Source organism: Halomonas sp. M1 (assembly GCF_029581375.1).
Lineage (GTDB): Bacteria > Pseudomonadota > Gammaproteobacteria > Pseudomonadales > Halomonadaceae > Vreelandella.
In genome coordinates this window covers 2,085,154-2,111,366 of record NZ_CP121119.1, presented here as the reverse complement: position 1 = coordinate 2,111,366, position 26,213 = coordinate 2,085,154, and the positions used below count along the sequence as shown (strand labels likewise).

The window sequence follows — 26,213 nt, the reverse complement described above, 5'->3', positions numbered from 1 at the left end:
TGAATCAGCGAAGGTCCTTGACGCGTCTGGCCTTGCCCAGCGAGCGCATAACGCTCTCTACCGGACACACTTCAACCTGGGTGCTGATACCGATATATGTCTTGATGGCATGCTGGAGCTGCTGCGCGGCGTCTTCACAGGCTACGGGGTCGCGGGCGATGTCATGATGATTCGCCTCTACCCGCACAAGCACCATGTCCATATTGCCTTGGCGGCTGACTTCGATCTCGTAGTGGGGAGAAAGTGACGCGATCTTAAGCAGCTGCTCTTCGATCTGGGTGGGGAACACATTAACCCCGCGAATGATCAGCATGTCGTCGCTGCGGCCAGTGATCTTGTCGATGCGCCGCATAGGGCGCGCAGTGCCTGGCAGCAGGCGGGTCAGGTCGCGGGTGCGGTAGCGAATCACCGGCAGGCCTTCTTTGGTTAGGGTGGTGAACACCAGCTCGCCGTACTCACCGTCTGGCAGGACGTCACCGCTGACTGGGTCGATGATTTCGGGATAGAAGTGATCTTCCCAGATGGTGGGGCCATCTTTGGTTTCGAGGCACTCCATGCCCACGCCTGGCCCCATTACCTCGGAGAGCCCGTAAATATCGAGGGCATCGATGCCCAGACGCTGCTCTAGGGCAGTGCGCATGCTGTCGGTCCAGGGTTCGGCACCGAAAATGCCGGTGCGCAGCGGCAGTGTATGTGGATCGATGCCTTGGCGCTCCATCTCGTCAGCAATGTTGAGCATGTACGAGGGCGTGACCATGATAATGTCTGGCTGGAAATCACGAATCAACTGAGCCTGTTTCTCCGTCTGGCCCCCCGACATGGGGATGACTGCGCAGCCCAGGCGCTCGGCACCGTAATGCGCGCCCAGCCCGCCGGTGAACAGGCCGTAGCCATACGCCACATGCACTTTGTCGTTGCGGCTGCCGCCAGCGGCGCGGATTGAGCGCGCCACCACATCGGACCACACATCAATATCTTTCTGGGTGTAGCCCACCACCGTGGGCTGCCCAGTAGTGCCGCTGGACGCGTGAATGCGCACGATCTCGCTCATTGGCGTGGCCAACATGCCAAACGGGTAGTTGTCGCGCAGATCGGCCTTGGTGGTGAACGGTAGTTTGGCGAGATCCGCTAGCGTCTGGATATCGTCGGGATGCACTCCTGCTCTGTCGAAAGACTGGCGATAGAACGGCACATTGTCGTAAGCGTGTTTCAGGCTCCACTTCAGGCGCTTGACCTGAGTGGCGCGCAGCTCGTCGACGCTGGCGGTTTCCAAGGGGTCGAGAGTCGCAGTGTCGATACGCGTAGCGGGCTGATTCATCAGGGGTCTCCGGTCAAGCAAGTTGTTATTGGGTCAACGTTTTATGAGCCATGGGCGGGGTAGTGATCCATGAAGTCGTGGCCTATGAAATCGTCTTATAAGCGCTCGATGATTAGAGCAATGCCCTGTCCGACACCAATACACATGGTGCATAGCGCAAAGCGTCCTTGCCGACGTTCGAGTTCATGCAAGGCAGTGGTCACAAGCCGAGCGCCGCTCATGCCCAGCGGGTGGCCGAGTGCAATAGCGCCCCCATTGGGATTGACGTGTTCGGCATCATCGCTCAGGCCCAGGTCGCGCATGACTGCCAACGCTTGAGCAGCAAAGGCTTCATTGAGTTCGATCACGTCCATCTGTTCGAGGGTAAGCCCGGTCTGGGCAAGTACCTTACGGGTGGCGGGAGAGGGGCCGAACCCCATGATGCGCGGCTCCACCCCAGCGGTGGCCATGCCTACCACGCGGGCGCGGGCTTTTAAGCCAAAACGCTCTGCTTGCTCGGGGGATGCCAGCAGCAGCGCACAGGCGCCATCGTTAACCCCAGAGGCATTACCCGCTGTCACACTGCCGCCTTCGCGGAAGGGTGTGGGTAGCTTGGCGAGCTGCTCGGCGGTCGTGGCGGCGCGCGGGTGCTCGTCGGTATCCACCACTAACGGGTCTTGTTTGCGGCGGGGGATTTCGACCGGAACGATCTCTTCAGCAAGGCGGCCAGCCTCGATAGCGGCGGCGGTACGCTGCTGGCTGCGCAGTGCAAAAGCGTCCTGATCTTCTCGGGAAATGCCAAACTGCTCAGCCACGTTTTCAGCGGTTTCGGGCATGGAGTCCACGCCGAATTGAGCTTTCATTGCACGATTGATAAAGCGCCAGCCAATGGTCGTATCGAAAATATCGGCTTGGCGTGAGAAAGCTTGCTCCGCCTTGCCCATCACGAAGGGCGCCCTGGACATTGATTCCACCCCGCCAGCAATCATTAGCCCCGCTTCGCCGGTCTTGATGGTGCGGGCGGCATTGCCGATGGCGTCCATGCCAGAGCCGCAAAGGCGGTTGATGGTGGAGCCAGGCACCTCGACCGGAAGCCCGGCCAGCAGCGCGGACATGCGCGCCACGTTGCGGTTATCTTCCCCTGCTTGGTTGGCGCAGCCGTAAAAGATATCGTCAATCAGCGACCAGTCGACGTTCGGGTTGCGTTCCATCAGGGTGCGCATGGGTATGGCGCCCAGGTCATCGGCACGCATGCTCGAAAGCGCGCCGCCGTAGCGTCCTATTGGGGTACGAATGGCATCAATGATCAGCGCGTCTTTCATTGGTTATCTCCAGCAGCAGTATTTTCTGCGTCAGTGTCTTCCAAGCGGCGTACGCTGCCGCGAATTTTGTAGGAACGCCCACGGAACAAGGCAACGGTATCGCCATGCTGATTGCGTAACGTGATGTCGTAAATGCCGGTGCGCCCGCGGCGGCTGCGCTCTTCGGCGGTGGCGATGAGTTCATCGCCTAGCTGGCCGGGGCCGAGGTAGTCGATGCTGCAGCCTGAGGCCACCGTGGCCTCATCGTAGCTATTGCAGGCAAAGGCAAAGGCGGAATCAGCCAGGGCAAACAGAAACCCGCCATGGCAGTTGCCGTGACCCTGCACCATGTCCTGGCGTACGGTCATGGTCAGTTCTGCAAAGCCGGGGGCTACGCGGGTAACCCGCATGCCCAGCCCTTGGCTGGCATGGTCACGGGCAAACATTGCCTTGGCACAGGCTTCCGCCAGCTGTTGTGGGGTCAGTTGGGCATCACTCATGGAAGCTTCCCCCGCCCAAGGCGTTGCGACGCAGCAGGAACGAGCTGCGATAGCGCTCTTCGCCGTAGCTCTGCTGCAGGTGTGTAAGGGTGCGGTGAACGAAGTGCAGGCCCAGTGAGTCTGCCCAGGCCAGAGGGCCTTGTGGGTAGTTAACGCCCGCCTGCATCGCTAGGTCGCCATCCTTAGCGCTGCACACGCCTTGCAGCACGGCATCGGCAGCTTCATTAGCGAGCATGGTCACGGTACGTAGCACTACCAGCCCCGGCGTGTCGGTTAGCCAGGCTACGTCCATACCCAGGCGCTGGAAGAAAGCGGTGGCCAGTTGGCGGGCCTCGGGTGATGTTTTGTGGCTAGCAGCAAGCGCGATGGCGCTGGCGCTGCGGTAGTCCAGGCATAAGTCGAACAGTACTAGGGCATCGAGCCCTTCATTGGTCGCGCGTTCGGCTGCGCAGCGTCCGTCGCTGAGGCCCAGTACCAGGTCGCCTAGGTATAAGCGGGGTGTGCCGCTTGGCTGCAGCGACTCGCGGTAAACCACCTCAACCCCTGCGTTTTGGGCGCGTTCCAACAGCGGGGCAAGGGTGTTGTTGTCTGCGCCCTGGACGACCAGCGGCGGCAACGCTGCGTTTGCGGGGGCGGCAAACGCAGGCTGTGGTTTGGCGTGCTCTTCAGCAGAGTAATCAAAAAAGCCTAGGCCTGACTTGCGCCCCAGGCGGCCTGCTTCAACTAAGGCTTGCTGTACTAATGAGGGTTCAAAGCGGGTATCGCCGTAGTACGCATCAAACACCGAGCGGGTCACGGCATAGTTAACGTCATGACCAATCAGGTCCATTAGCTCGAAGGGCCCCATGCGGAACCCGCCCGCCTGACGCAGCAGTGCGTCTAGGGTCGCGGCGTCGCTTGCGCGCTCCTGCAGCAGGCGTAGCCCTTCTGCATAAAATGGCCGCGCCACGCGGTTAACAATAAACCCAGGGGTAGAGCTTGCGTGTACCGCCACCTTGCCCCAGGCGCTAGCGGTATCGAAAAGGGTGTTCGCAACATCTGTGGTGGTCGCCAGGCCTGACACCACTTCTACTAGCTTCATCACTGGGGCGGGGTTAAAGAAGTGAAGTCCCGCCATGCGTTCAGGGTGCTTCAGGTCTGCGGCAATGGAGGTGATCGACAGCGACGAGGTATTGCTGGCGAGCAAAGTATCCGGCGAGCATAGCGCTTCGAGCTGGGCGAACACCTGCCGTTTAACCTCAAGGTTTTCAACAATGGCTTCAATAATTAGGCGGCTGTCGGCCAGGGCGTCGATTGTGTCGGCGGGCTGTAGGCGAGCCATGATGTTATCCACATCGGCTTGGCTCACCTTGCCCTTGGCAACGCGCTTTTCCAGCTGGCGGCGAATGTTGTTGATACCTGCTTTGGCGGCACCCGGCTGATTGTCGTGCAAGATTACCGAGTGGCCAGCCTGGGCGGCTACCTGAGCGATACCGGCACCCATGGCGCCTGCGCCGATCACGCCAATGACGGCGGACGTGGGTAGGGCTGCCATATCACTCTCCCTTGAAGGTGGGGCGACGTTTTTCCATAAAGGCGCTGACACCTTCGCGGTAGTCGTCGGAGCGCCCGGCAAGGCGTTGTAGATCGCGCTCCAGATCGAGCTGTTCGTTGAAGCTGTTATCGCTGCTGGCATGCAGGGCGCGTTTGATAAGCGCCAAGCCGCGCGTCGGCTGTGTGGCCAAGTGGCGAGCCATGTTCATGGCTTCTTCCTGAAGCGCCTCATCGTCGACACAGCGCCAAATCATGCCCCACTGTTCGGCAGTCTCGGCGGGCAGCTTGTCACCAAGCATCGCCAGGCCCTTGGCACGCGCCATGCCCACTAAGTGAGGCAGGGTCCAGGTGCCGCCGGAGTCGGGAATCAAGCCGATTTTACAGAAAGCCTGAATAAAGCTCGCCGAGCGTGCGGCCAACACGATGTCGCAGGCCAGGGCGATGTTGGCACCGGCACCTGCGGCCACGCCGTTCACCGCACAAATGGTCGGGAACGGCATATCTTTAAGAGCGCGCAGCATGGGGTTGTAGCGTTTCTCAAGTGACTCGCCGAGATCGGGGGCTTGCTCACCGGGGGCCACGCTGCGGTCGGAAAGATCTTGGCCAGCGCAGAAGCCGCGGCCGTTGCCGGTCAGCAACAAAGCACGAACGCTTGCGTCCTGGCGCACGTCCTTAAGCGCCTTGCGCATCTCGGCATGCATCTCAGTATTGAAGCTGTTCAAGCTGTCGGGGCGGTTTAGCGTAATGCAGGCAACGCCGTCTTCCACGGTGTAAAGCAGGGGCGCTTGGCTCATGGGGTATATCCTTGTGTCAGTGCCCTTGAAAAGTGGCAGGTCGTTTTTCTTGGAAGGCGCGAATGCCCTCTTCGCGGTCGGCGGTACCCGCCAGTAAGGTGAATGCATGGCGTTCAAAGCGCAGGCCGGTGGCTAGGTCGGTATCCATCGCCTTGTGCAGCGATTCCCGCGCTAAACGCACCGCCAGCGGTGCCTTGGCGGCGATGCGTGTTGCAATGGCCATGGCGTTTTCAAGGGTGAGTTCGGGTTGGGTAATCTCGCTAATCAGGCCAGCTTCAAGGGCACGGCGAGCAGAAATTGGCTCGCCGGTCAGCACCATTTGGGTAGCCAGAGATTTGCCTACCGCTCTAAGCAATCGTTGGGTGCCGCCAGCGCCGGGCATGATGCCCAGGTTGATTTCCGGCTGGCCAAACAGGGCGTTTTCACCGGCAATGATGATGTCGGCATGCATGGCCAGTTCGCAGCCGCCGCCCAAGGCATAGCCATTGACGGCGGCAATGATCGGTTTGCGAAAGCGCGTAATGGTGGCCCAGTGGTGCTGGCGAGGATCTTCCAGCATGCCGACCAGATCGCGTTCGGCCATTTCGTTAATATCCGCACCGGCGGCGAACGCTTTCGCACTGCCGGTAATCACCACGGCGCGAACGTTGTCGTCACTATCAGCCTTGCTCAAGGTGTCGGCGAGCTCGCCGAGAAGCTGCGTATTAAGCGCATTCAGTGCGTCTGGGCGATTCAGCGTGATGCATAAAACGCCTTCCTGGGGTGGGGTTGTTTTTAGAGTAGTGGGCATTTTTACCTCAGTTCGGCCTGTGGCGCACAGGATGAATATCTGCCGAGTATAGGTTTATTTTGATACGCATCAATATTGTTTAGATGTTGTTAGTGTGTCGCTTAACGTTATTTTTGATCATTTGTTCTTTATTAACAATGGCTTGAGTGCATTTTGGCGAACGAAATATGGTTGTTAGACCATGGTATGAAGCCTGGGTGCGTGGCTAAAAAAGCGACTTTTAACCCCTATATATCGAGTTTTTAGATATCAGTTCACCCGTTCTTTAGTAAGTGGTGACAGGGAAAGCGTTTGATGTTTTGTTACGGGAAAGATAGTCTTCAAAAATATAGCGTATCAAAAAATAAGTGAGTGCAGGAGCGCCCCATGACGCAATCAGCGCAGCAGATGTTCGACCTTCATCGTGAGATTCTTGACCAAGCTGTCGATGCCATTTCCAGCCGTAATTTCTGGACGCCCTATCCAGAAAGCATGCGGAAATACCCCGAGGATGCCGTTAAAGCGGCGCCGTCGACGTTCGAGTCACTACTCAATCAGCCATTTGCACTTAATGGTGTTGGCAGCACCCAGCAAGTGGGTGGCGAAGTGTCACCTTATGGCTTTGAACTCGGCATTACGTATGACCAGCCAAACCTCGACGAGCTGGTAGCGGCCATGCAAGTAGCAATGCGCGACTGGCGGGATGCCGGGGCGCAAGCGCGTGTTGGGGTGTGTATGGAAGTCCTGTCACGCCTTAATGCCATGAGCCCAGAGATCGCCCAGGCGGTGATGCATACCAGCGGCCAGGGGCCGTTGATGGCGTTTCAAGCGGGTGGGCCGCATGCCCAGGATCGCGGCCTTGAAGCCGTGGCCTATGCTTGGCAGGCAATGGCTCAGATTCCCGCTGCCGCGAAATGGGTCAAGGCCCAGGGCAAGCATGATCCCATTGTCATGGATAAGCGTTTTCACATCGTTCCGCGCGGTATCTCGTTGGTAGTGGCCTGTTCCACGTTTCCCACCTGGAATACGTATCCTGGCTTGTTTGCCAGTCTGGCGACGGGCAATCCGGTCATCCTTAAGCCACACCCTGGCGCTATTTTGCCTGTGGCGATGACCGCACGGGTTGTTCAACAGGTACTGGAGGAAGCGGGCTTTGATCCTTGTCTGGTTAGCTTGGTACCCGACACTGTCGATGCGCCGCTCACCAAGACGCTGGCGCTTGACCCTGCGGTCAAACTAATCGATTTCACCGGCTCCAACGCGTTCGGAGACTGGCTAATACAGAACGCCACCCAAGCTCAGGTGTTTGCCGAGAAAGCCGGCATCAACACGGTTATTATCGACAGTGTGGATAACCTTAAAGCGGTCACGGCGAACCTGGCCTTCTCGCTGAGCCTCTATTCTGGGCAGATGTGCACGACCCCTCAGGCCATTTATGTACCGAAAAGCGGGATCGAAACAGCGGATGGCCATTTAAGCTTTGATGACATATCGGCAGCGCTTGCGAAAGCTGTCCAGGCGTTTCTGAGTGACAATGACCGCGCCTGCACGGTGTTAGGTGCCCTGCAGTCAGTAGACACGCGAGCACGAATTGATGAATGTCGTGGGCTGGGCGATATAGCGCTGGACAGCGAGTTACGCAAACACGCCCAATTCCCTGACGCCCGCATCCACACGCCGCTTATCCTCAAGGTGGATGCAGCGCAGAAAGCTGCCTACAGTGAGGAGCGCTTCGGCCCGATAAGCTTTGTCATCGCGACTGAGAACACCGCGCATAGCATTGAACTGACGCGGGAGGTGATTCGGGAAAAGGGCGCGATAACACTCGGTGCCTACACCACCGATGAGGCCGTGGCCGCACAGTTCGAGCAGCTAGCGATGGATGTGGCCGTTCCGCTTTCTCTGAACCTGGATGGGGGGATATTCGTCAACCAGTCGGCTGCTTTTAGTGACTTTCACGCCACGGGCGGTAATCCGGCAGCCAATGCTTCCTTATGTAACCAAGCCTTTGTCGCCAGCCGTTTCGTGGTGGTGCAAAGCCGTCGCCACAGCCCATCAAACTAACGGAGAACGTTATGCCTTACTATCGACTTGAAGGGGTGACGCCGGTGGTGCACCCGACGGCTTATGTTCACCCGACAGCAGTGTTGATCGGGGATGTGATTGTTGGCCCCGGCTGTTATGTAGGTCCCGGCGCGGTGATGCGTGGCGATTTCGGCCGCCTGGTGCTGGAAGAGGGCGCGAACCTTCAGGATACCTGCGTGATGCACGGCTTTCCGGGTTGCGTCACTAAGGTCGAGAAGGATGGCCATATCGGCCATGGCGCGGTATTGCATGGCTGCGTGATTGGGCGTGATGCCATGGTCGGTATGAACGCCGTGGTGATGGACGGCGCTAACATTGCTGAGCGGTCTATCGTTGCCGCGGCGGCATTCGTCAAGGCAGGCTTCGAGTGTGAGCCGCAGTCGCTGGTAATGGGGGCGCCTGCAAAGGTTAAGCGGGCGCTGAGTGATGAGGAGTTTGCCTGGAAGCAGCAGGGTACCCAAGAGTATCAGCGCTTAGTAACCCGTTGCCGTGACAGCTTGGAGCCCTGTGAGCCGCTGGCAGAACTCGATGCTGACCGGCCAACCTTGCTGGCCGGTGATACACAACCTAAGCAGCAGACGCTGGATAAGTCGCCACAACCATGAACTATTCCAGCCCGCCGAAGCGCTGGTAGAAGCTGGGGCCGGGGGCTGGTAATGGGCCCTCGGCGGTTTCCAGATGTCGGTCTAGCCAGCGTTCTGCGCGTTCGTAGAGCAAGCGATAGAGGTTGCGGCAGAGCTGATGGGCGTAGCGACCTTCCCATGCCGTGGGGAGTAGTTCGTCGGGCAGAAGGGGGTCACGTAATTGAACCTTGCGATACTCGTGAATCAGCAAGGTACGAGCAATGAAGCACTCTTCCTGCCCTAAATGGTTCTCTGCGCTGAGTGCATTCCAGAGTGGGCGAAACTTAACGAGAAAACGCTGGTAAAGTTCGGCGAGTTCATCGAGGTTCCAGCTATCTCTGACCTGCAGGCGCAGTGGCTTGCTGGTCATGGGCTCCATGGTCTGGGTTTGCATCACGATCGTGTCGTCTACCGCATCCAACTCTTGCAAAGTTACCATGGTCTCTGCGCATGACAACGTAGGGTGAGCCAGCACGCCCTGAGCAAAACTACCAAAGCCGAGCCATTCAAGCTCATCACGAATTTGTTGGCGTCGGTCTGGGGGAAGCTGTGTCAGCAGCACCAATGTCCACTGGCCCGACCAGGGCGGCTGGGCGCCGTGATAGACGCGCTTGAAAGCTTGTTCAAAACGCCGCCGCCCAGGGCCACTCAATCGGTAATAGCTGCGACGGCCCACCTTCTCGCCCCGTAGCCAAGTTTCAGTGGTCAGCCGGTAAACGGAGGTGCGCACCAACCGCTCATTGATCCCGATGGACTCCACCAGTTTCGACAGACTGCCCAACCACACAGTACCGCCCCGCGGAACGATAGAGTCACCATAGACGGTAATAATCAGTGAACCAGCGCGAATTGGCCGACGCTTCTGGAAATCATCAATAAGCGTAGCGACGCAGTCTTTAGCTGACGACATGGTGGATGTTGATTCCCTTTAAAATAAAGTGGCCGCAAAACGACATAAAATCTAAATAATATAAGCGATTATCGTATCACGTTTTTTTAGGGTTTGGCCTGAGTCGTTGCTTGCGCCCCTTGGTTGTTCGCGGGGGCTTGCTCCTCCTCCGTGCGACACATCACTATTCGGTCTCGGCCGTCGCGTTTGCCGACGTATAGCATTTGATCTGCCTGATTGATTAGCGACTCAAGAGAGATTCCTTCGTTGTGCGCTACCGCGATACCGGTGGTGATACTTAAGCGCAGCTCGCTCATGCCCTCCTTTAACGGCAGCTCGGCGACTTGTTTTTTTAAACGCTCCGCCACGTCGTGAGCCTCTTCGGCGCTGGTGTTGGGTAAGGCCACCACGAACTCTTCACCCCCAAAACGCCCTATCACATCCGTAGGACGTAGAGTCTGTACGCACGCCTCTGCAATTTTAGTCAGCACCCAATCCCCATGGCTGTGGCCCCAGGTATCGTTAATCCTTTTGAAGTGATCTACATCGATCATGAAAAGACTGAACGGCAGCTTTTCATGCTGTGCGCGCTGTAACAATGCGGCAGCTAGCTTCATGAAATGACCACGATTATTCAGTCCTGTTAAAGCGTCCCGCTCAGCGAGTGTGCGCAGCTATGTTTCTAGAGATTTTCGGTGGGCTATTTCCTTGAGCAGCGTGCAGTTCTGATGACGCTCTTCGTGAAGCAACGAAAATTGCTTGCGCTGTAGGCTTTCTAAACGCAATAAGGCAAAGAAGCCCACCGCATTGGCCATAATCAGCAACAGTGCAATACGGAGCGTGACCACCGGAGTGATATCTGCAAACAATACTGCTGAGATGATAAAGCCCACACTTAAATAGAGGCTTGCAATGGTTACCACTGTCAGCAAGTTGGGTATCAGGAGGTAAAAAGCCATGGTGGCCACCACCACTGCGGTGGTCTGAGTAGAAAGGCTATCGGGGCGTAAGGGAACGATTAAAATGATGCCTGTCGCCAGTATCCATAGTGGCAAAACGTGTAGCCAAGTCCTATTTGCATAGCCGCCCCAACGGCGAATGATAAGAGCGAGGAAAAGGCACAGGACCACTACTACGACGCGCATAGTGAGCAACAGATAATATTCGTTGGTAAGGCCAAGGAGACCATAGTCGGATATCGAAAACATGCCAAAGATTGAGGCAGAAATAACCAACGAAAGGCAGCTGTCAAACTGCACCCTCGATGTGATGGTTTTTCGATATATTAACTCTTTACTATGTTCGCAAAACTGCCCCGTCAGCCAATGCACTTGATCTGGCGTCTTTCGTGATCCCAAGGCCCACACTCCCCTTATAAAAGGCGAATTTTTCGGGACTTGAGCAGCGAAGCGCCTCCTGGAAAACCGCCTATGGTTATTTTTTCAGTTGTTTAAATTAACCTGTTTTCACAGCGTAATGACAGCATTTTGGCAGCTCGCTTTCCAACATTTAAAAGCATCGTTAGCGTGAGGCAACACCGCTCCCCCGCTGGATGCGTGATAAGGAGCAGTGGCGGTTTAAGAAGACAATTTTAAATTAGCATTCACTAAGCTTAAGGCTGGCTTAATTGCCTAACGGGTCTTCCCGAAGGATGGGAACTTCTACTCTACTAATGCCAGCGAATCTCCACGCCCCAACGGGATAGTGGCCCTCTGATGCTTGGACTGAAGCCCAAATCACCCTAAACGTGTTTGTATATATAGACCCATCTCCCATAATAACGTCCGCGTTAATGTGATACCTACGTTTTTGCTCTTGCATTAGTGCATCATCAAGATCTGATTGTATTTCAATATTTTCTATACCTTTATCTTTACATGCCTCATGGAAGGCAGAAAACTTTTCATCATAATATGGATCTGGTTCAATTTTACGTTGGTGCATTGAAAGATGTTTTTCTTTATCGCCATCGCAAATGGCTTGAACAGCTACTTCGATCATGCCTGTGGCTGTTTCGCTATACACTTCACCCGCCAAAGCAGAGAAAGAAAACAGCATAGAAAAAGAAGTAGCGATCGAAATAGCGACTGGGTTAGTTTTTTTGAACATTCCTATTTCCCTTTATTGTCCCTTTATTTTTTTAACGACACGCAACGTGACCCATCTCGCCTACGTGTCGTGTTCTTGAGAGAGTCACAAGCGCTATCTACTCATCTGGCCTTAGCGCCTCCCGCTTGGGTGGGCTGCCAACGCGTACTTCGCTGAGATCCTCATGAGCTAGGCCGCGGAACAATGAAAACATCATGGCAAACACCAGAATAAACATCGGTAGACCAACCACGGTAATCACTTCCTGCAATGCACTAAGCCCGGCATCGCCGGCAAGAACGATAAGCATAGCCGCCAGCATGCCTTCAGAAACACCCCAGAATACTCGTTGGTGCCAGGGGCCAGGATCCGCGCTGCCTGTACACAGCATATCGACGACCAGAGAGGCAGAGTCTGATGACGTGGCAAAAAAGATGGCAACGATAACCACTGCTAAGCCCTGGATTAAGGTAGCAGCGGGGAAGTTCTCGAAAAATGCGAACATAGCGAGCGGGATACTTTCGCCCACGGCAGCGGATAATGCACCGGCCTGATCTCCCATAGCTGCCCTAGCCTCTGCGCCTATTCCATCGATCTCCATTGCCGACCAGCCAAAGATCGCAAACCAAACCAGCGTAAAGATGGAGGGAGCGAATAACACGCCCAGGACAAACTCTCGGATGGTTCGCCCGCGGGAAATGCGCGCCACAAAAATCCCGATGAAGGGTGACCAAGTGACTGTCCAGGCCCAATAAAACACTGTCCAGCTGCCTTGCCACCCCCAGCCGCTGCCGTCGTTGCTGGTATAGCTTGCTAACGTATCATTCCAAAACGCCATGGGTAGCAGGTTGGTGATGTAAAGGCCAAAGGTCTCGACGATGGCACGCAACAGGAAAACGGTTGATCCGGTGAACAGCACAAACACCAACAGGCCGACGGCCATCCCGATATTGATATTGGAAAGCCGTTTAACGCCTGCATCCAGCCCCGCGACGATCGACCCCACGGCAACGGCTGTTAGTACCGCGATGATAATTACCTTTGTCATCACGGCGTCCGGAACACCAAACAGTTCCGTTAGCCCCGCATTGATTTGCTGGGTGCCCAGGCCAATAGAAACCGCCACACCAAAGAGAGTACCGAGAATGGCAAAGATATCGAGGGTTTTGCCGACAGGGCCGTAAATGCGTTCGCCGATCAGTGGATAGAATACTGAGCTAAAACGCATGGGGAGGTTGTAACGATAAATAAAGTACGCAAAAGCCAGCCCCGGCATAGCGAAGATCGCCCAGGTATGTAGCCCCAGATGATAGATCGAAAAGCTCATAGCGTCGTCGGCGGCTGCCACAGAGAAGGGCTCGACACCCGGTCTTGGGGGGGTTGTAAAGTGAGAAATAGGCTCGGCCACGCCCCAGAACATCAACACCGTGCCGATACCGCCAGCGAATAGCATGGTAAACCAGGAGATATTGCTATAGGCCGGCTTGGCATCGTTCCCTCCCAGCCGGATTGCCCCGAAACGGCTGAGCGCGACCCATAGCAGGAACGCCACCCAACTCGTCACCCCTAAAATAAAGAACCAGCCAAGGTTAGTAACGATCCACTGGCGCCCCGCGCCAAAGGCTGCCCCTATGGGTTCAGGTGCAATGAGAAGCGCCACTAAAAAAAGGATCATGATCCCCGCAGACGTGAAAAAAATGGTGGGATCAGTCTTGAGGCCCAGCTTTCTCGCAAGAGCTTCCATCATTTTTTCTCCGTTGTCTTTTCAACAACGTAGGAGCTATTTGCCTATCACGCCAAGTTGTTAGCAAACTTTAATGGTTATCCAGCACACCTCCTCTGTTAAGTAAGCCCCCACAAATCAAGTAAGTCCCCAGAAATATGCTATGTGACGGGTTGAGGAAATGCCGACTTCCAGCATGTACTTGTCTTCTTCCCCAAGCCCCTTCTCGCCACGGGCCATGATAGGCGTGCCGTGACCCATACCTCCGATGATGTACTCTTCGATAACCTCCTGCCCCGCCTCGTTGCACCAGACCTGCCGAGGGAAGCCGACAACGTCTTCGACCCGTGTCGGTGGGCCTTCAACCTGGTGAATAGCCTGCCACTGCCGGACGATGGCGTCGGCATTAGCGTTGTCGACAGTTGAATCACTGCCGCCATGCCAAACCGAAATCGTTGGCCAGGGGCCTTCGAAGGTCGAGGCGCCGCGCACAAGGGAGTTGAGCCTACTGTCTGACGGACCACCAACCCCCTTCATGCGCACCATCGCTTCCATCAGGTTGTCCGCGCTTCGGTAGGGTAACCCGGCGATGATCGCGCCTCCCGCAAACACCTCTGGGTAGGTTGCCAGCATGACAGATGCCATGGCGCCTCCTGAGGACATCCCCGTGATAAAGACGCGCAACGGGTCGATGGCGTGATCCTCAACGACCTGCTCAATCATATGAAAGATAGAGAGTGGTTCGCCGCTGCCACGGCGGGTGTCGCCAGACTTGAACCAGTTGAAGCTACTAAGGGGGTTATTGGTTTTTCTTTGCCCGGGATATAGGAGCGCTATCCCGCATTCGTCGGCAAGTTCCGACCAGCCTGAACCGCGGTCATAGCCTTCCGCCGACTGGGTACTGCCGTGTAGCACGACAACGAGCGGCCCGTTCTTGGAAAAGTTCTTGGGGATATAGATATCCGCGTGCAACGACCCGGGGTCAGTGCCGAATTCTTTTAAGTGGGTTAGTCGGTCGTGGCTATTTGAAGATGACGCCATATGGCCTCCTTTGCCATGCAAAACCTTAGAATGCCCCTTAATGCACGCATGTACTGTGCGCTTGCGAACGTAACGGTGTGGAATGTTCAGGCGTGCAAGTTACGTACTTTTATCGGCTGCAAGAAACATTGTTTTTATAAAGTGACTTAGCGTAAATAACGCATCACATGGCGCTAGGGTCGAGCAACCGTATAGGTGTGCTGCCGCACGGAAGGATGGCGTCTTACGGCCTACGCTTGAAGAGATAATTTAGAAGTGACGTTACGAAAATGAAGTATTCTGCCCATTAATGTAGCGCAACTTGCTATTGATCATCGCTGATAACTGTGGGGCTAGGTTTTATGCTAACCAGTGGTCATTTATTAGCGGTTTTATGATTTATTTTGTTATAAAACATGGAGGTGTTAGATGAGCGCTGAAAAGACGACGAATGCTAATGATCACGCTGCTGAACAAGCCACCAACCGTGCCAAGGAGCAGTTTGATGAATCGGCCATCGAGCCGGCTCGTGCTTATGGGGCATTGATCACTGATTATTATGAAAAGCTGTTTTCAACTCAGTTCGAGGCTGTTCGTGCTTTAGCCGATAAGAATTTGGCTCAATCCCGTTCCTGGCTTGATGTTAAAGACTCTGAAAGTTTTCAGAAGGCGATGAAAGAGCAGCAGCAAACGATTCGCGATATGGGCGAACGTTTAAAGGAAGATGCCCAGAAAATCAGCACATTGAGTGAGGAGTATCTGAAAGAAAGCCAACAGCTGGCGATGGAAAGCATGCAGCAAGGCCGTAAGCAGCTCGAAGAAAATGTGCAGCAGGGTAAAGAGCAGGTTAAGAACAGCATGCAGCAGGGCAAAGAGCAGGCTCAAGATAACGCACAGCACCACAATGATAAGCAGAAAAGCACGCCCCCATCAGAAGGTAATCAGCACAAAGGGCAGCATCAAGCGGATAAAAGTCATAAATCGAACAGTACGCCTAACAAGCAAGGCCACTGAAGCTTCTATAACAGATAGCTTAAAGGGCGCAGCTGATAGCTGCGCCCATAAGACAGTATACGGTTTTAACAAACCGCTAGATGTAGAAGTCCAAGTCCTCTTGGGCTTTGAGCAGATCCCGCATGACGATGGGATCGTCGCCAAAAAAGAAGACTAAGCCCCAATGTGTGCCGAAGGCTGAGCGGTCAGGCACCGTCTCCTCGGTGGGTGCGACCAGTTCGTGCGACTCGAAATAGGGGTGATCTACACACTCTGGGGGCATTACCAGTTGGCTGACGACGCGACGGCGTGGGTACACACCAAAGCAACCGGCGTAGCCCTTCGCATCCACCACTTCTTTGGGGAAGAAGGCAGCGACTTCTTCTTTGGTACTTTTCGGGTCGAATACCAGCATGGATGCCTGGTAAGCGTTGAAACCGTAGGCTTTCTCAATCAGTTCGAAGGCTTTGAAACCGGGTGGGCGGTAGGCGACCTCGCCAAAGTACATCTCACCGTCAGCGGTCACGAAGTACTCGGGGTGAATCAGGCCAAACTGAATGTCGAATGTCTTGATCAGTAGCTCGATCTGCTTGGTAATTGCGTTACGCCAGCTTTCGAGTTCCGCAGTAGCAGGTACGAATACTGAATAGCCCAACGTTACGTATTCCGAAATGTTCAGGAACTGGATTTTGCCATCGTGTATCCAGGCTTCAACGGCAAATTCCCAGCCGCTTAGATGGCTTTCCATCAACAGCGGATACTCTTCGTCCGGAATGTTGTCGATTTCTTCCAGCGTGCGGATCATTCGGTGGCCAAGGCAACCAGCTTTATCGAAGGCTTTGACGTGAATCGGGTCGTCTGGATCACCGTCTAGCTTGAGCAGAGTCTGGTTGACGCGCTTCATAAAACGGACGATATCTTCTTTCTCGTGCGCTTCTTCAAAGATCCCAACGCGAATGCCGCCAAGCTGGGCACGGCGCTTCATCAACGCCTTATCGCGGAACAGAATAGACTGCCCGTACATGCGAGGACTATCCATGAGGACAGAGTTGATGGCACCGGACCACTCCACGGTTTCTTCAAATAGCGGGATGGCTACGTCAACACCCTCGGCTTTTAACCGTTCAGCAATCTCTATTGACCGATCATTCAATCGGATAAAATCCCAAGAGATAAAGGGTATGTTGTTGGCGGTACAGAAATCCTCAGCCCATTCAGGGGCAACCACCACATAGCGGCGATCAAATTTTTGCGCAGCTTTGATGGCATTAACACTCCAACCAAGCAGGGCAATATAGCCTTTGTTGGGGTCCTTAGGGGTTTCGGTGCCTTTCACCGAGTCCATTTCAGGGTCGCGCCATGCCGCGACGGCTTCGGGTAATTGCTTTTCTGATGTTATCGACATTCGGTGTTCTCCTATGCTGGTTAACCCAGACTGACTGCACCAACATTGGGCGCATCAGGTGAACTAAGCCGCAGTCAGTATTGTTTCGAAAAAGAGACTTAGAGATGATCGAGAAAGCCAGTGCTGGGCAGGATGTAATCAGGCATTTCTCAGTACCAACCTCGTTATAGTACTAACATAGACGAGCGCGTTACAGTTGGCAATTAAACGGTAAAGCCCTGTGAAAAGTTGGCACGGTTGTTGCGGCAAAAAATCGGCCTATGTTTTACAGCTAATACAGCTAATACATTGTTTATTTATTTAATGTAATAAAAATGTTTTATCTATGGCGATAAACTGACTGGCCTCATGCGTTAGTGTGGCAGCGGTAAACTGAGGAACGCCATACACCTCGACTCTCTTACCATATTTGGTACGAATTTTGTTGACTAAAAGGTCAAAGTCACCGTCGCCTGATACCAGCACAATAACATCGGCCTGTTCGGCGTACTCCATGGCGTCTAGCGCAATGCCTACATCCCAATCCCCTTTGGCGGAACCGTCTGAGCGCTGTATAAAAGGCTTCAGTTTTACATTAAAGCCGATCGCTCTGAGTATGTTTTGAAACTCCCGCTGTTTTTGATCACCTCTATCAATGGCATAGCAAAAAGCGTTTACAACGCTTCTATTAGCGGTGGCCTTGGCCCAAAACATGTTGTAATCAAAGTTTTTGCCGTACGCTTCTCGGACGGTGTAATAAACATTTTGAATATCAACAAATATAGCAACTTTTATCATCAGCTAGCCTTTTTTAAAGATATTAAGGTAATTATACATTAGGGCTAAACGTTCGCCTGGATAATGATTAGTCTACTCCTTTACCTGTTAATCTCCCTACTACAAGATTCTGCTATGAAAACCTAGCAAGTCTGTGCTTTTTTTTGAAAAAAATTGTTGACCAACGAGGTTTGTCGGTTAAATGCAAATTTCCGCATATTCATATTTGTACAACTAATGGTAGATTTTGTACTAGTTTTTGGTTTTTAATGCTTTTATATGTTTACCTATGCGTATGCGAACCCTCGTCGTTCAAGCTAAAAGGCGCCAACAACTATGACTTCCACTAATTCCCCCGCTGGGCTACAGGAATCGGCATCGTCTGCTCTCTTCCCCCGCTCTGTGATGCTTGCGGGTAAAGACCCTGAAGCCACACGCCGAGAGATTGAAGCCTGTTTTACCGCGACGTTTGACCGCTACGAGTCGCTTTTTACCACGCTGGTGAATGAGGAGGCGTACGTTCGGAAGTCCATCCCGCTTAGGCATCCGCTAATTTTCTATATTGGGCATACGGCGACGTTTTTCATCAACAAGCTGGTGCTGGCGAAACTTCTGCCGGCGCGTATCGACCCGAATATGGAGTCTATTTTCGCGGTTGGCGTCGATGAGATGAGCTGGGACGACCTGAATGATGATCACTATGAGTGGCCGTCGGTCAGTGAGGTGATGGCGTATCGCGCCAAGGTTCGTGCGGCGGTACTCACCTTGATCCGCGAGTTACCGCTGTCGCTACCCGTCGATTGGCAAAGCCCGTTCTGGCCCATCGTCATGGGTATCGAGCACGAGCGGATTCATTTGGAAACTTCGTCGGTGTTGATTCGTCAGCAGCTGCTTGAGCTAGTGACACCGCAGCCTGAGTGGGCGCCTATCCGTACGACCGGTGAGCCGCCGGAAAATAGCCTAATCACGGTACCGAAGGGGGAGGTGACGTTAGGTAAATCCTTCGATGATCCTTTCTACGGCTGGGACAACGAGTACGGCCACCACCACAGCGACGTTGAAGAGTTCAAGGCGAGCCAGTTTCTGGTCAGCAACAGTGAGTTTCTTGAGTTTGTTGAAGCCGGTGGCTACCTCACCGATACGTTCTGGTCGGAAGAAGGGTTGGGCTGGCGCAACTTTGCCAAGGCAACGCACCCGACGTTTTGGGTGTGGAAAAACGAGTGGTTTTTGCGCTTGATGACCGAAGAGGTCGAAATGCCTTGGGACTGGCCGGTGGAGGTCAACTTCCACGAGGCCAAAGCGTTCTGTAATTGGAAAAGCGAACAAACCGGCCAACCGGTGCGTATGCCGACAGAGGATGAGTGGCATCGTTTGGCGGAGGAAGCGGGCGTCACCGAGCTTGAGAGCGGCGCTCCCGCCAATGCGAATTTGCATTTGGATCACGGCGCGTCTTCGTGCCCGGTTACCCGCTTCCAGCACGGCCAGTGGTTTGATGTGGTGGGCAACGTTTGGCAGTGGGTGGAAACGCCCACCTACCCCTTCCCAGGCTTTGACGTGCATCCGCTGTACGATGATTTCACCACGCCGACGTTTGATAACCAGCATAACCTGATCAAGGGCGGCTCCTGGATCTCCTGTGGTAACGAAACGCGGCTCAGCGCCCGCTATGCGTTTCGCCGTCACTTCTTCCAGCATGCGGGCTTCCGCTATGTGGTGTCGGATGCTGAAGTCAAAATGCCCAGTGCCTATTACGAAAGCGATGCCCGCATGGCCGAGTACGCGGAGTTCCATTACGGCGATGAGTGGTTTGGCGTTGCCAACTTCTCGCAGGCATTAGCCAACCGGGCACTGGCGAGCGTAGCGGGCAATCAGAAGAAGCGTGCCCTGGATCTGGGCTGTGCCAGCGGGCGTTCCAGCTTTGAGCTGGCCCGTGAGTTTGAGCATGTTGACGGGGTGGATTTTTCGGCCAACTTTATTCGCCAAGGCGTGGAAATGGCCGAGCAGAAAGTGCTGCGCTATACCCGGGTTGAAGAGGGCGAGCTGGTTACCTATCAGGAGCGCACCTTGGCGAGCCTGGGGCTGGAAGAGGCGGCGAGCCGGGTTAGCTTCCACCAGGGCGATGCCTGCAACCTCAAACCACAGTTTAGCCATTACGACCTAGTGCTGGCGGCCAACCTGATCGACCGGCTTTATAAACCGGCGCAGTTTTTGCAGACCATTCACGAGCGCATCAACGCGGGCGGTATTTTGATGATCGCCTCGCCCTATACCTGGCTGGAAGAGTACACGCCGAAGGAGGAGTGGATTGGTGGCTTCAAGCGAGACGGGGAGAATGTCACTACCCTGGATGGTTTAAAAGAGCTGTTGGAACCTCACTTCCAGATGATCAGCGAGCCTGAGAAGGTGCCCTTTGTGATCCGCGAGACCATGCATAAATATCAGCACAGCCTCTCGGAAGTCACCTTGTGGGAGCGGCGCTCCTAAAGCACCTGATGGGCTTCTAGCCCACCAGACCCGCAATGGCCCGGTTAATCGACGCGTGTTCGGTTAACCGGGCAAACAAGCCTTCGTCCGCCTCGCCGTTGATCAACCCCAGCAACACCCCTAACACCGCCCCCCGATGAACGTTGTCACCGCCTACTTCGGCGTTGACCTGTAAGGCTTTTAACGGCGCTTTGTGGTGTTTGCAGGCCAAGTAGAGCACGGCAGGCCAGGCGTCGGTGATGTAACAGGCGGTGGATAACACACTGCCTACCACCTCACGTTCGGTGTACTGGCTTTCCACCAGCTTTTTCAGCTCACGCTTTGATAGTCCTCGGGTTGCCTTGAGCAGAGTGTCTTCTACCGCGTCGTCATCGTCTCTAAACAGCAGGCTGTCGATCAGTTCTACATAGGCGTCACACACGTCCGCTAGAAAAGCGTCCGGGTGGGTCAGGGCCAGGTGCTGACGGCATAGCTTGCGGGTATCCGCGAGTGATGTTCCTTTCAGACGCTCGCCCATCGCCAGCGGCGCAATGGTCACTAAGCCACCAATCGAAGGCGTATCGTGGGTCACGGCGCCACACTGTTTGGGCGGCAGCCCCTTTTCCAGATTGGCAAAAAAACCGCGATGGTAGGATTCGGCGTAGGTGTCCGGGTGGGCAGGGGGCTCCGCCGTCATTAGCTGGATATAAGCCTTCAAAAAGGCATCGCTCTCATAATGTTGATCAGGCCCTGCCAGGGTGTGCATCAGGGTTAGCGCGCAGTGGGCGTTGAGCGTGTTATCACCGGGCAGCATGCCCTGGTGGTAGTGCACGTTAGGGCGATTCCAGTAGGCCTGTTTCCCTTTAAGAATGACACCGCCGACAACCTCAGGCTGTTGGTTGCCTGCACGCTTGCGGCCGCCGCCGCTGGTGGAGTGCATCGACATAATTGATGAAGGGTGGAATGCTGGCGGCGCTTCGAAGGTGTTGATCCCCTTCGGGAACGCGCGGTCGATGTCGTGAACGTTGTAGAACCAGTGCACAGGCATGGCCAGTGCATCGCCGATAAACAGGTTTTTAAGCGCGGCGGTCGCTCTTGCGGGCACGGTGTGGGTCATGGTCGTCATCTCTACTCTTGGAAATCGTTTGCGGTGAACGTCACGTTGAGCGGGGAGTCTTCGGCTGGCCAACGTCCTGTTTGTACGGTTTCAGCGCTTTGTCCTTGCACGCCCTGTTCTTGGACTACATAACTTTGTTGGCCGTGATGGCGAAGCGAGGCAGCAAGCTGGCGGATGGCAGCAGCATCGTTGCCGCTCAGCAAACCGATTTGTGTGCCTGGCGCCATCCAAAAGCGTGCTTCACCTGCGCTCACTATCGGCTGTGGTGGCGCGGGTAGCGCGTTGCGCTGATACCAGTCACTCACTGCTTCGGTGGTGCCAATCACTAACAGCGGTGGCTGTGCTTCATCCTGTAGGTTAACCGGTGTGGTAAGCGCTTCGGCGTCTCTGCCTAGCACCTGCTGTGCCGAGGGGAAGAGGGTTTCGTCCAGCGTCAGGACCCGCGTGGTTGGGTCAAGCATCAGCTGGCGCAGAATGGCAGGCGTTGGGCCAGGGTGGCGCAGCAGGTCGGCGCCTGGATCTACCTCAAGCGATAGGGGGCGAGATGCCAGATGCAGCTCGAAGGTTTGCTGTGCGTCGTGCAGTGATTGACGCACGTTAACGGGCCCCTCTTCGGTGGTGACCAGTAGCGGGACCTCCAGCGGCCAAGGCGCGTGTTGGCCACTCTGGATCAGCGTGCCGCTGATCCGGTAGCCGTCTTCGTGGGCTTGGGTTTTTATGGACGCTATGTGCAGCGTGGGGCGGCCTGGCTGGGAGATCCACGGCATGATAAAGGCGTCTTGTGATTCGCCAGAGGCCATGCTGAAAGCATCAATGAGCGCCTGCCAGTCAGCGGTACGGTGCATCCACTGATCGGCAAAATGACGGAGAGCGAGGTCAAACGCCTCGTCACCAATGCGCTGGCGCAGCATGTGGAAGAGCATCGCGCCGTGCTGGTAGCCGATCAGGCGACCAGCGGGGTCGGGGACTCCGCGAAAATTCAATAAGGCGGTTTCCTGGTGGCTGGGGAGGGCGGCTAGGTCGGCCAGCCAGCGGCGGCGCATGTCGTCATCCTCACCACGCTGCTCCGCCAAGGCGTAATCGGCAAGGTACGTGGTCAGCGCCTCGGCCCAGTTGCCGCTTGGGTAGTCGACATTGACCCCCGCTCCCCACCAAGCGTGCATTAATTCGTGGGGCAACGAAGTGTGAGGAATAAAGGGCAAGGGGATAACGCGCTCGCCCAGCAGCGTAAAACCAGGAAAGGCGAGACCTATAGGCGCGGGAGACGCGGCGATGGAAAAGCTTGTATAGGGCAGCGGCCCCAGGCGTGCCTGAAAGAGCGCCAACTGTTCGGCGGCGTGTTGCAAATACGTCTCGCCAAAGGCGGCATCCAGCGGCTCAGGAAAGAGCGTGCGCAGCTGCACGCCTTCACTCTCATGCTGGCGAAGCCGCCAGGGGCCGGACGCAATCTCTACCTCACGGGTGTTGGGGTGATAGAAGCGTGCCACATAGGGAGCGCTGTCGGCGTACTGTTCGTCTACCAGCGAGCCGGTGGCAACGGCGAGCTGCCCGTCGGGCACGCTAACGGTTAACCATAGGGGCATGGCGGAGTCGCTAAGGTGTGGGTACCAGCCCGCGCGGGTGGGTAGCAAACTGCCTTCGGCGGCTACTTGGTGGCGGCTGCCGCTATCGGCCTGTGGCAGCGTACCCTCCCAGCGAAGCGTCACAGGCGTAGTGCTGTCTGCTGCACCGGCATCCAGCGGTAGATGCCAGCGCCCATCTGCCTCTTGAGTCACCGCCAGCTCGTTATCGCCATGCGTTGCCGAGGTGATCGTGAGGCCTTCCAGTAAATGAAAACTGCGTTCTGTTGCGAGAGGTTGGTGTAGCTCACCTTGTAGCGAGCGCGTAGTAGGGTCGAACTGGATGGTAAGGGTGCGGTCAGCAGGGTGCTCTGACGGCGACCCCCAGGCAAAACCCGTTGCCAACAGCCATAACAAAGTGCTCACGCTTACTCGACGCAGTAAGCCGCAGTGATGAACAGACAACATCAGGCACCCCAAGGCAGAAGTTGAATGGATACATTACCGCGAGCATCAATGTATATAAAGGATGTATAAGAAATGTTCGGAATGGCGGGTGCTATGCACGCATGCGACACTGCCCATGGCAAACGACATAGAGGCCAAATAACAGTCGATACTCAAAGGGAGCAACGCAATGAGGTCACGCCAAAAATATATAGGCTTTGCGGCAATCGCGCTGCTAATAGCAGCGCTTGTGAGCGGGTGCCGCGGGCAAGAGCCCGTGGAAGCGCCACTGACGATCTTGGTGAATAACCCTGCTGCCTTCGACGACAAACACATTGTTACCCAGGGCGTAGTGCGGCACTTTGATGATCCCCTTCATTATTGGATTGAAGACGAAGCGCTCAATCGCGTTGAGATATTCCCTCACCAGAAAATAGCGCCGTATTTAGGTGAAGCTGTGGAGGTAGAAGGCCAGTTTCACTTCTCACCAAAGGAAGGGCGGCGGCTAATCCTTACGCGAGTAGACGTTGATGACTGCCTCACGTGCTAATAACCTCGAGTAAAATCATTACGCCTGGAATCCAGCCAGTAAAGATGGCGCAAAAGATGGTATAGGTCGCGACAGGACGTTGAATGGGCTTCGCCAGTGCCAGCAGATAAAAGAAGCTGAGCCATAAAAGCGACCATGCAAACCAGTTCACCGTATTCCACAGTTTGAAACTGGTTGCGAAGCTGGAGATGGAGTGCACGCCAATCACTGCGGCGGTAATGCTGACAAAAAGGCAGAACCAGCCTAGCCCTCTGCCGTCAGATTTTAGCCACTGGTTGGCACCTACCCACAGATACGTGATTGAAAATAAGAGCGTAAAAGCCCCTGCGCTAACCTCAATCGTGTTGCTGGGGTCTTTGAAGATTAAGTGCGTGGCGATAATAAAGCTGAGCAACCCAACCAGTACGTTGATGATGGATACTTCGTGGTTACTGATTTTTCCCAGGAGCCAGATACCATTTATAAACAAAACAGCGCCCACATATAGCAATGTAAGACCCAGGATCATGCTGACTTGCTCCAGATGTTTAGTTTTAATGAAGCCACGTGATCGCTCACGTGACTTTTTCTTTAGTGGTGTTGTGCTTTTGGCACGTCGTTAATAAATAGCGTTAGTGGGCGTGGCTAGCGTGCGATGTTAGCAGCGGTAACTCTTCATTGAGCTTAAACCGAGCGACAATAGACGTTAGGCGCTCAGCTTCGTGCTGAAGCTCAATGGCGGCCGAACTGGCTTGTTCGACCATCGCTGCATTTTGCTGATTGGTTTGATCCATATCGTTAGCGGCGACATTAACTTCTCGAATTCCCGCGCGTTGTTCTTCGGTTGCGACAGATATCTCATCCATTAACGTGGTGACCTGGGTTACCGAGGACATGATTTGCGCCATGGTTTCGCCTGCTTTATCCGCCTGTTGCGTGCCAGCTTCTACCATGTTGACCGATGTTTCGATCAGCTTTCGAATCTCCGTTGAGGCGCTAGCGCTGCGGGTCGCTAGCTGGCGTACTTCGCTTGCCACGACGGCAAAGCCGCGGCCATGCTCTCCGGCGCGTGCCGCTTCTACTGACGCATTGAGCGCGAGAATATTGGTCTGGAAGGCAATGGAGTCAATGAGCTTGATGATATCGGTGATTTTCTGCGAACTTTCGCGGATTTTGTGCATATGGCTAATGACGTCATTGACCACACTGCCGCCTTGATCCGCACTGTTTGCTGCTTCACGAGCGACTTGTCTTGCTTGAGTCGTGTTCTCGCTATTGCGCTCCATAGTCGAAGTCATTTCCTCAATACTGGACGCAGTTTGCGTTAAAGAGGCGGACTGGCGCTCAGTGCGCGCGGCAAGATTTTGGTTATTTTTGGCGATTTCCTGGGCACTGGTAAAGACCTCGCTACTGCTTTCCCGAACGGTGGTCACGGTGCCGAGCAAACTTTGCTGCATATGGCGTAGAGAAGCGAAAAGCACGCCGATTTCATTTCGACCACGGGTTTCCACGTCTCTTGAAAGATCGCCTTCCGCCATGCTTTGAAAATGGTCGGTAATACGGTGCATGGGGCGTATCAGATTAGCGCCTACACCCCAGTAAACCACCACGGTAACCATCAGCGCGATGATGAAGACAGTAATGATAGTCATAGTGGAAAGACTGATAACCGAGTCAAAATTCGCCAGCCGTTCGTTACCTTCATCTTCTACCCGATGAAAAAAGCCGATGGCATCTTGATAGAAAGCGCTATAAGCCTGGTAAGCGGCATCACGCTGTTCGCGGTAAGCAGCCGCATCGCCCTGCTGAAGTGCAGTGACTTGCCGTAAAAGATGCTCTTCCAGCAGCGCATCGAAGCTTACGGCGATAGGCGAAATGACCGCCTCGTGGGCAGGGTTGGCGGGGAGCTTAAGGAAGTTTGAAAACACTTCTTGGGCCGTGTTGAGCGAGCTACGCAGCTCAGCAGCGCGCTGTTGCCTCTCTTCAGCGCCTAGCGCTGTTTGCGGCTCAACTAACTCTTCATAGAGTCGTGCCATGCCAAGGCGTGCGCTTTGTAGCGTAGAGTTAGTTCGGTTGAGGCTAGACTGCTGGTTAACATTGACATTAGTGAGCTGCTCAAGGCTTTGTTGGCTGTGGTTGACGGCATAAAGCCCTGTGCCGCTAAGCACAAGCAGCATAAGCAAGAAAGAGAGTAGCACCAGCGTCCAGCTCATTCTTAACGTCATATTGTCTAGTAAACGCATCGGTATTCCTAAGTTGAGCCGTAGGAGGATGACCATAAACGCAAAATAGAACTGCCGACGAGTGCAGCAGTTCTATTGC

General features: G+C 54.9%; 23 protein-coding genes. 5 read left to right on the top strand and 18 right to left on the bottom strand.

Going from position 1 to position 26,213, the window contains the following annotated elements:
* Nucleotides 1-4 precede the first annotated feature (4 nt).
* The 6 genes from paaK to paaF form a co-directional block, all read right to left on the bottom strand.
* Complete coding sequence (gene paaK / locus P8S54_RS09580) at nt 5-1,318, bottom strand: phenylacetate--CoA ligase PaaK (protein ID WP_281441559.1); 1,314 nt, start codon at nt 1,316-1,318, stop codon at nt 5-7.
* A 95-nt stretch (nt 1,319-1,413) separates the two neighbouring features.
* A complete protein-coding gene (pcaF, locus tag P8S54_RS09575) occupies nt 1,414-2,619 on the bottom strand; it encodes a 3-oxoadipyl-CoA thiolase (protein WP_281441558.1) in 1,206 nt (401 codons plus the stop codon).
* A complete protein-coding gene (gene paaI, locus P8S54_RS09570) occupies nt 2,616-3,098 on the bottom strand; it encodes a hydroxyphenylacetyl-CoA thioesterase PaaI (protein ID WP_281441557.1) in 483 nt (160 codons plus the stop codon). Before paaI ends, pcaF begins: the two co-directional genes overlap by 4 nt.
* Nucleotides 3,091-4,632: a 3-hydroxyacyl-CoA dehydrogenase PaaH gene (paaH, locus tag P8S54_RS09565; RefSeq protein WP_281441556.1), complete on the bottom strand. Its 1,542-nt coding sequence runs from the start codon at nt 4,630-4,632 to the stop codon at nt 3,091-3,093. Before paaH ends, paaI begins: the two co-directional genes overlap by 8 nt.
* A 1-nt stretch (nt 4,633) precedes the next feature.
* Nucleotides 4,634-5,425, bottom strand: a complete 792-nt coding sequence (gene paaG, locus P8S54_RS09560) for a 2-(1,2-epoxy-1,2-dihydrophenyl)acetyl-CoA isomerase PaaG (RefSeq protein ID WP_281441555.1) — start codon at nt 5,423-5,425, stop codon at nt 4,634-4,636.
* A 16-nt stretch (nt 5,426-5,441) separates the two neighbouring features.
* Nucleotides 5,442-6,215, bottom strand: coding sequence for a 2,3-dehydroadipyl-CoA hydratase PaaF (gene paaF / locus P8S54_RS09555; RefSeq protein ID WP_281441554.1), 774 nt, complete (start codon nt 6,213-6,215; stop codon nt 5,442-5,444).
* 366 nt (nt 6,216-6,581) lie between these two features.
* Here paaF and paaN point away from each other — a divergent pair, with 366 nt between their 5' ends.
* Nucleotides 6,582-8,258 carry a phenylacetic acid degradation protein PaaN gene (gene paaN, locus P8S54_RS09550; RefSeq protein ID WP_281441553.1) on the top strand — a complete coding sequence of 559 codons (1,677 nt, stop codon included), beginning with the start codon at nt 6,582-6,584 and terminating at the stop codon, nt 8,256-8,258.
* An 11-nt stretch (nt 8,259-8,269) separates the two neighbouring features.
* Complete coding sequence (gene paaY, locus P8S54_RS09545) at nt 8,270-8,884, top strand: phenylacetic acid degradation protein PaaY (protein WP_281441552.1); 615 nt, start codon at nt 8,270-8,272, stop codon at nt 8,882-8,884.
* 1 nt (nt 8,885) lies between these two features.
* On the opposite strand, the gene paaX is transcribed toward paaY, so the two are convergent.
* The 6 genes from paaX to P8S54_RS09515 all read right to left on the bottom strand — a co-directional run bounded on the left by paaX (nt 8,886) and on the right by P8S54_RS09515 (nt 14,643).
* On the bottom strand, nt 8,886-9,812 hold the full coding sequence (gene paaX / locus P8S54_RS09540; protein WP_281441551.1) for a phenylacetic acid degradation operon negative regulatory protein PaaX: 927 nt from the start codon (nt 9,810-9,812) through the stop codon (nt 8,886-8,888).
* Between the two features lie 86 nt (nt 9,813-9,898).
* A complete protein-coding gene (locus P8S54_RS09535; RefSeq protein WP_281444088.1) occupies nt 9,899-10,465 on the bottom strand; it encodes a GGDEF domain-containing protein in 567 nt (188 codons plus the stop codon).
* Nucleotides 10,466-11,122 carry a hypothetical protein gene (locus P8S54_RS09530; RefSeq protein WP_281441550.1) on the bottom strand — a complete coding sequence of 219 codons (657 nt, stop codon included), beginning with the start codon at nt 11,120-11,122 and terminating at the stop codon, nt 10,466-10,468.
* Nucleotides 11,123-11,414: 292 nt separating this feature from the next.
* Nucleotides 11,415-11,900 (bottom strand): hypothetical protein, encoded by a 486-nt coding sequence (locus tag P8S54_RS09525; RefSeq protein WP_281441549.1) that lies wholly within the window; start codon nt 11,898-11,900, stop codon nt 11,415-11,417.
* 97 nt (nt 11,901-11,997) lie between these two features.
* Nucleotides 11,998-13,623, bottom strand: a complete 1,626-nt coding sequence (locus P8S54_RS09520; protein WP_281444087.1) for a BCCT family transporter — start codon at nt 13,621-13,623, stop codon at nt 11,998-12,000.
* A gap of 117 nt (nt 13,624-13,740) precedes the next feature.
* Nucleotides 13,741-14,643: a PHB depolymerase family esterase gene (locus tag P8S54_RS09515; RefSeq protein ID WP_281441548.1), complete on the bottom strand. Its 903-nt coding sequence runs from the start codon at nt 14,641-14,643 to the stop codon at nt 13,741-13,743.
* A 408-nt stretch (nt 14,644-15,051) separates the two neighbouring features.
* Between P8S54_RS09515 and P8S54_RS09510 the strand changes: the two genes are divergently transcribed.
* Complete coding sequence (locus P8S54_RS09510) at nt 15,052-15,636, top strand: phasin family protein (RefSeq protein ID WP_281441547.1); 585 nt, start codon at nt 15,052-15,054, stop codon at nt 15,634-15,636.
* A gap of 76 nt (nt 15,637-15,712) precedes the next feature.
* On the opposite strand, the gene P8S54_RS09505 is transcribed toward P8S54_RS09510, so the two are convergent.
* Together P8S54_RS09505 and P8S54_RS09500 are read right to left on the bottom strand one after the other, a co-directional pair.
* A complete protein-coding gene (locus tag P8S54_RS09505) occupies nt 15,713-16,960 on the bottom strand; it encodes a carboxylate--amine ligase (RefSeq protein ID WP_348651282.1) in 1,248 nt (415 codons plus the stop codon).
* Between the two features lie 360 nt (nt 16,961-17,320).
* Nucleotides 17,321-17,797 carry an NYN domain-containing protein gene (locus tag P8S54_RS09500; protein ID WP_281441545.1) on the bottom strand — a complete coding sequence of 159 codons (477 nt, stop codon included), beginning with the start codon at nt 17,795-17,797 and terminating at the stop codon, nt 17,321-17,323.
* 315 nt (nt 17,798-18,112) lie between these two features.
* On the opposite strand from P8S54_RS09500, the gene ovoA reads away from it, so the two are divergent.
* Complete coding sequence (gene ovoA, locus P8S54_RS09495; RefSeq protein ID WP_281441544.1) at nt 18,113-20,260, top strand: 5-histidylcysteine sulfoxide synthase; 2,148 nt, start codon at nt 18,113-18,115, stop codon at nt 20,258-20,260.
* Between the two features lie 16 nt (nt 20,261-20,276).
* Here the strand turns inward: ovoA and P8S54_RS09490 are convergent, their stop codons facing one another.
* Both P8S54_RS09490 and P8S54_RS09485 read right to left on the bottom strand, forming a co-directional pair.
* On the bottom strand, nt 20,277-21,365 hold the full coding sequence (locus P8S54_RS09490; protein ID WP_281441543.1) for an ADP-ribosylglycohydrolase family protein: 1,089 nt from the start codon (nt 21,363-21,365) through the stop codon (nt 20,277-20,279).
* Between the two features lie 2 nt (nt 21,366-21,367).
* A complete protein-coding gene (locus tag P8S54_RS09485; RefSeq protein ID WP_281441542.1) occupies nt 21,368-23,341 on the bottom strand; it encodes a DUF1510 family protein in 1,974 nt (657 codons plus the stop codon).
* 211 nt (nt 23,342-23,552) lie between these two features.
* Here P8S54_RS09485 and P8S54_RS09480 point away from each other — a divergent pair, with 211 nt between their 5' ends.
* On the top strand, nt 23,553-23,912 hold the full coding sequence (locus P8S54_RS09480) for a hypothetical protein (protein ID WP_281441541.1): 360 nt from the start codon (nt 23,553-23,555) through the stop codon (nt 23,910-23,912).
* Here P8S54_RS09480 and P8S54_RS09475 read toward each other — a convergent pair.
* Nucleotides 23,902-24,420, bottom strand: a complete 519-nt coding sequence (locus P8S54_RS09475) for an AmiS/UreI family transporter (RefSeq protein WP_281441540.1) — start codon at nt 24,418-24,420, stop codon at nt 23,902-23,904. The two genes, P8S54_RS09480 and P8S54_RS09475, sit on opposite strands and share 11 nt — an antisense overlap.
* A 103-nt stretch (nt 24,421-24,523) precedes the next feature.
* Nucleotides 24,524-26,134 (bottom strand): methyl-accepting chemotaxis protein, encoded by a 1,611-nt coding sequence (locus P8S54_RS09470; RefSeq protein ID WP_281441539.1) that lies wholly within the window; start codon nt 26,132-26,134, stop codon nt 24,524-24,526.
* Nucleotides 26,135-26,213 lie beyond the last annotated feature (79 nt).

Bases quoted from the DNA above. Each gene is read 5' to 3' on its own strand.
- paaK (WP_281441559.1), bottom strand. From the start codon at position 1,318: ATGAATCAGCCCGCTACGCGTATCGACACTGCGACTCTCGACCCCTTG.
- pcaF (WP_281441558.1), bottom strand. From the start codon at position 2,619: ATGAAAGACGCGCTGATCATTGATGCCATTCGTACCCCAATAGGACGC.
- paaI (WP_281441557.1), bottom strand. From the start codon at position 3,098: ATGAGTGATGCCCAACTGACCCCACAACAGCTGGCGGAAGCCTGTGCC.
- paaH (WP_281441556.1), bottom strand. From the start codon at position 4,632: ATGGCAGCCCTACCCACGTCCGCCGTCATTGGCGTGATCGGCGCAGGC.
- paaG (WP_281441555.1), bottom strand. From the start codon at position 5,425: ATGAGCCAAGCGCCCCTGCTTTACACCGTGGAAGACGGCGTTGCCTGC.
- paaF (WP_281441554.1), bottom strand. From the start codon at position 6,215: ATGCCCACTACTCTAAAAACAACCCCACCCCAGGAAGGCGTTTTATGC.
- paaN (WP_281441553.1), top strand. From the start codon at position 6,582: ATGACGCAATCAGCGCAGCAGATGTTCGACCTTCATCGTGAGATTCTT.
- paaY (WP_281441552.1), top strand. From the start codon at position 8,270: ATGCCTTACTATCGACTTGAAGGGGTGACGCCGGTGGTGCACCCGACG.
- paaX (WP_281441551.1), bottom strand. From the start codon at position 9,812: ATGTCGTCAGCTAAAGACTGCGTCGCTACGCTTATTGATGATTTCCAG.
- P8S54_RS09525 (WP_281441549.1), bottom strand. From the start codon at position 11,900: ATGTTCAAAAAAACTAACCCAGTCGCTATTTCGATCGCTACTTCTTTT.
- P8S54_RS09520 (WP_281444087.1), bottom strand. From the start codon at position 13,623: ATGGAAGCTCTTGCGAGAAAGCTGGGCCTCAAGACTGATCCCACCATT.
- P8S54_RS09515 (WP_281441548.1), bottom strand. From the start codon at position 14,643: ATGGCGTCATCTTCAAATAGCCACGACCGACTAACCCACTTAAAAGAA.
- P8S54_RS09510 (WP_281441547.1), top strand. From the start codon at position 15,052: ATGAGCGCTGAAAAGACGACGAATGCTAATGATCACGCTGCTGAACAA.
- P8S54_RS09505 (WP_348651282.1), bottom strand. From the start codon at position 16,960: ATGGACTCGGTGAAAGGCACCGAAACCCCTAAGGACCCCAACAAAGGC.
- P8S54_RS09500 (WP_281441545.1), bottom strand. From the start codon at position 17,797: ATGATAAAAGTTGCTATATTTGTTGATATTCAAAATGTTTATTACACC.
- ovoA (WP_281441544.1), top strand. From the start codon at position 18,113: ATGACTTCCACTAATTCCCCCGCTGGGCTACAGGAATCGGCATCGTCT.
- P8S54_RS09490 (WP_281441543.1), bottom strand. From the start codon at position 21,365: ATGACGACCATGACCCACACCGTGCCCGCAAGAGCGACCGCCGCGCTT.
- P8S54_RS09480 (WP_281441541.1), top strand. From the start codon at position 23,553: ATGAGGTCACGCCAAAAATATATAGGCTTTGCGGCAATCGCGCTGCTA.
- P8S54_RS09475 (WP_281441540.1), bottom strand. From the start codon at position 24,420: ATGATCCTGGGTCTTACATTGCTATATGTGGGCGCTGTTTTGTTTATA.
- P8S54_RS09470 (WP_281441539.1), bottom strand. From the start codon at position 26,134: ATGCGTTTACTAGACAATATGACGTTAAGAATGAGCTGGACGCTGGTG.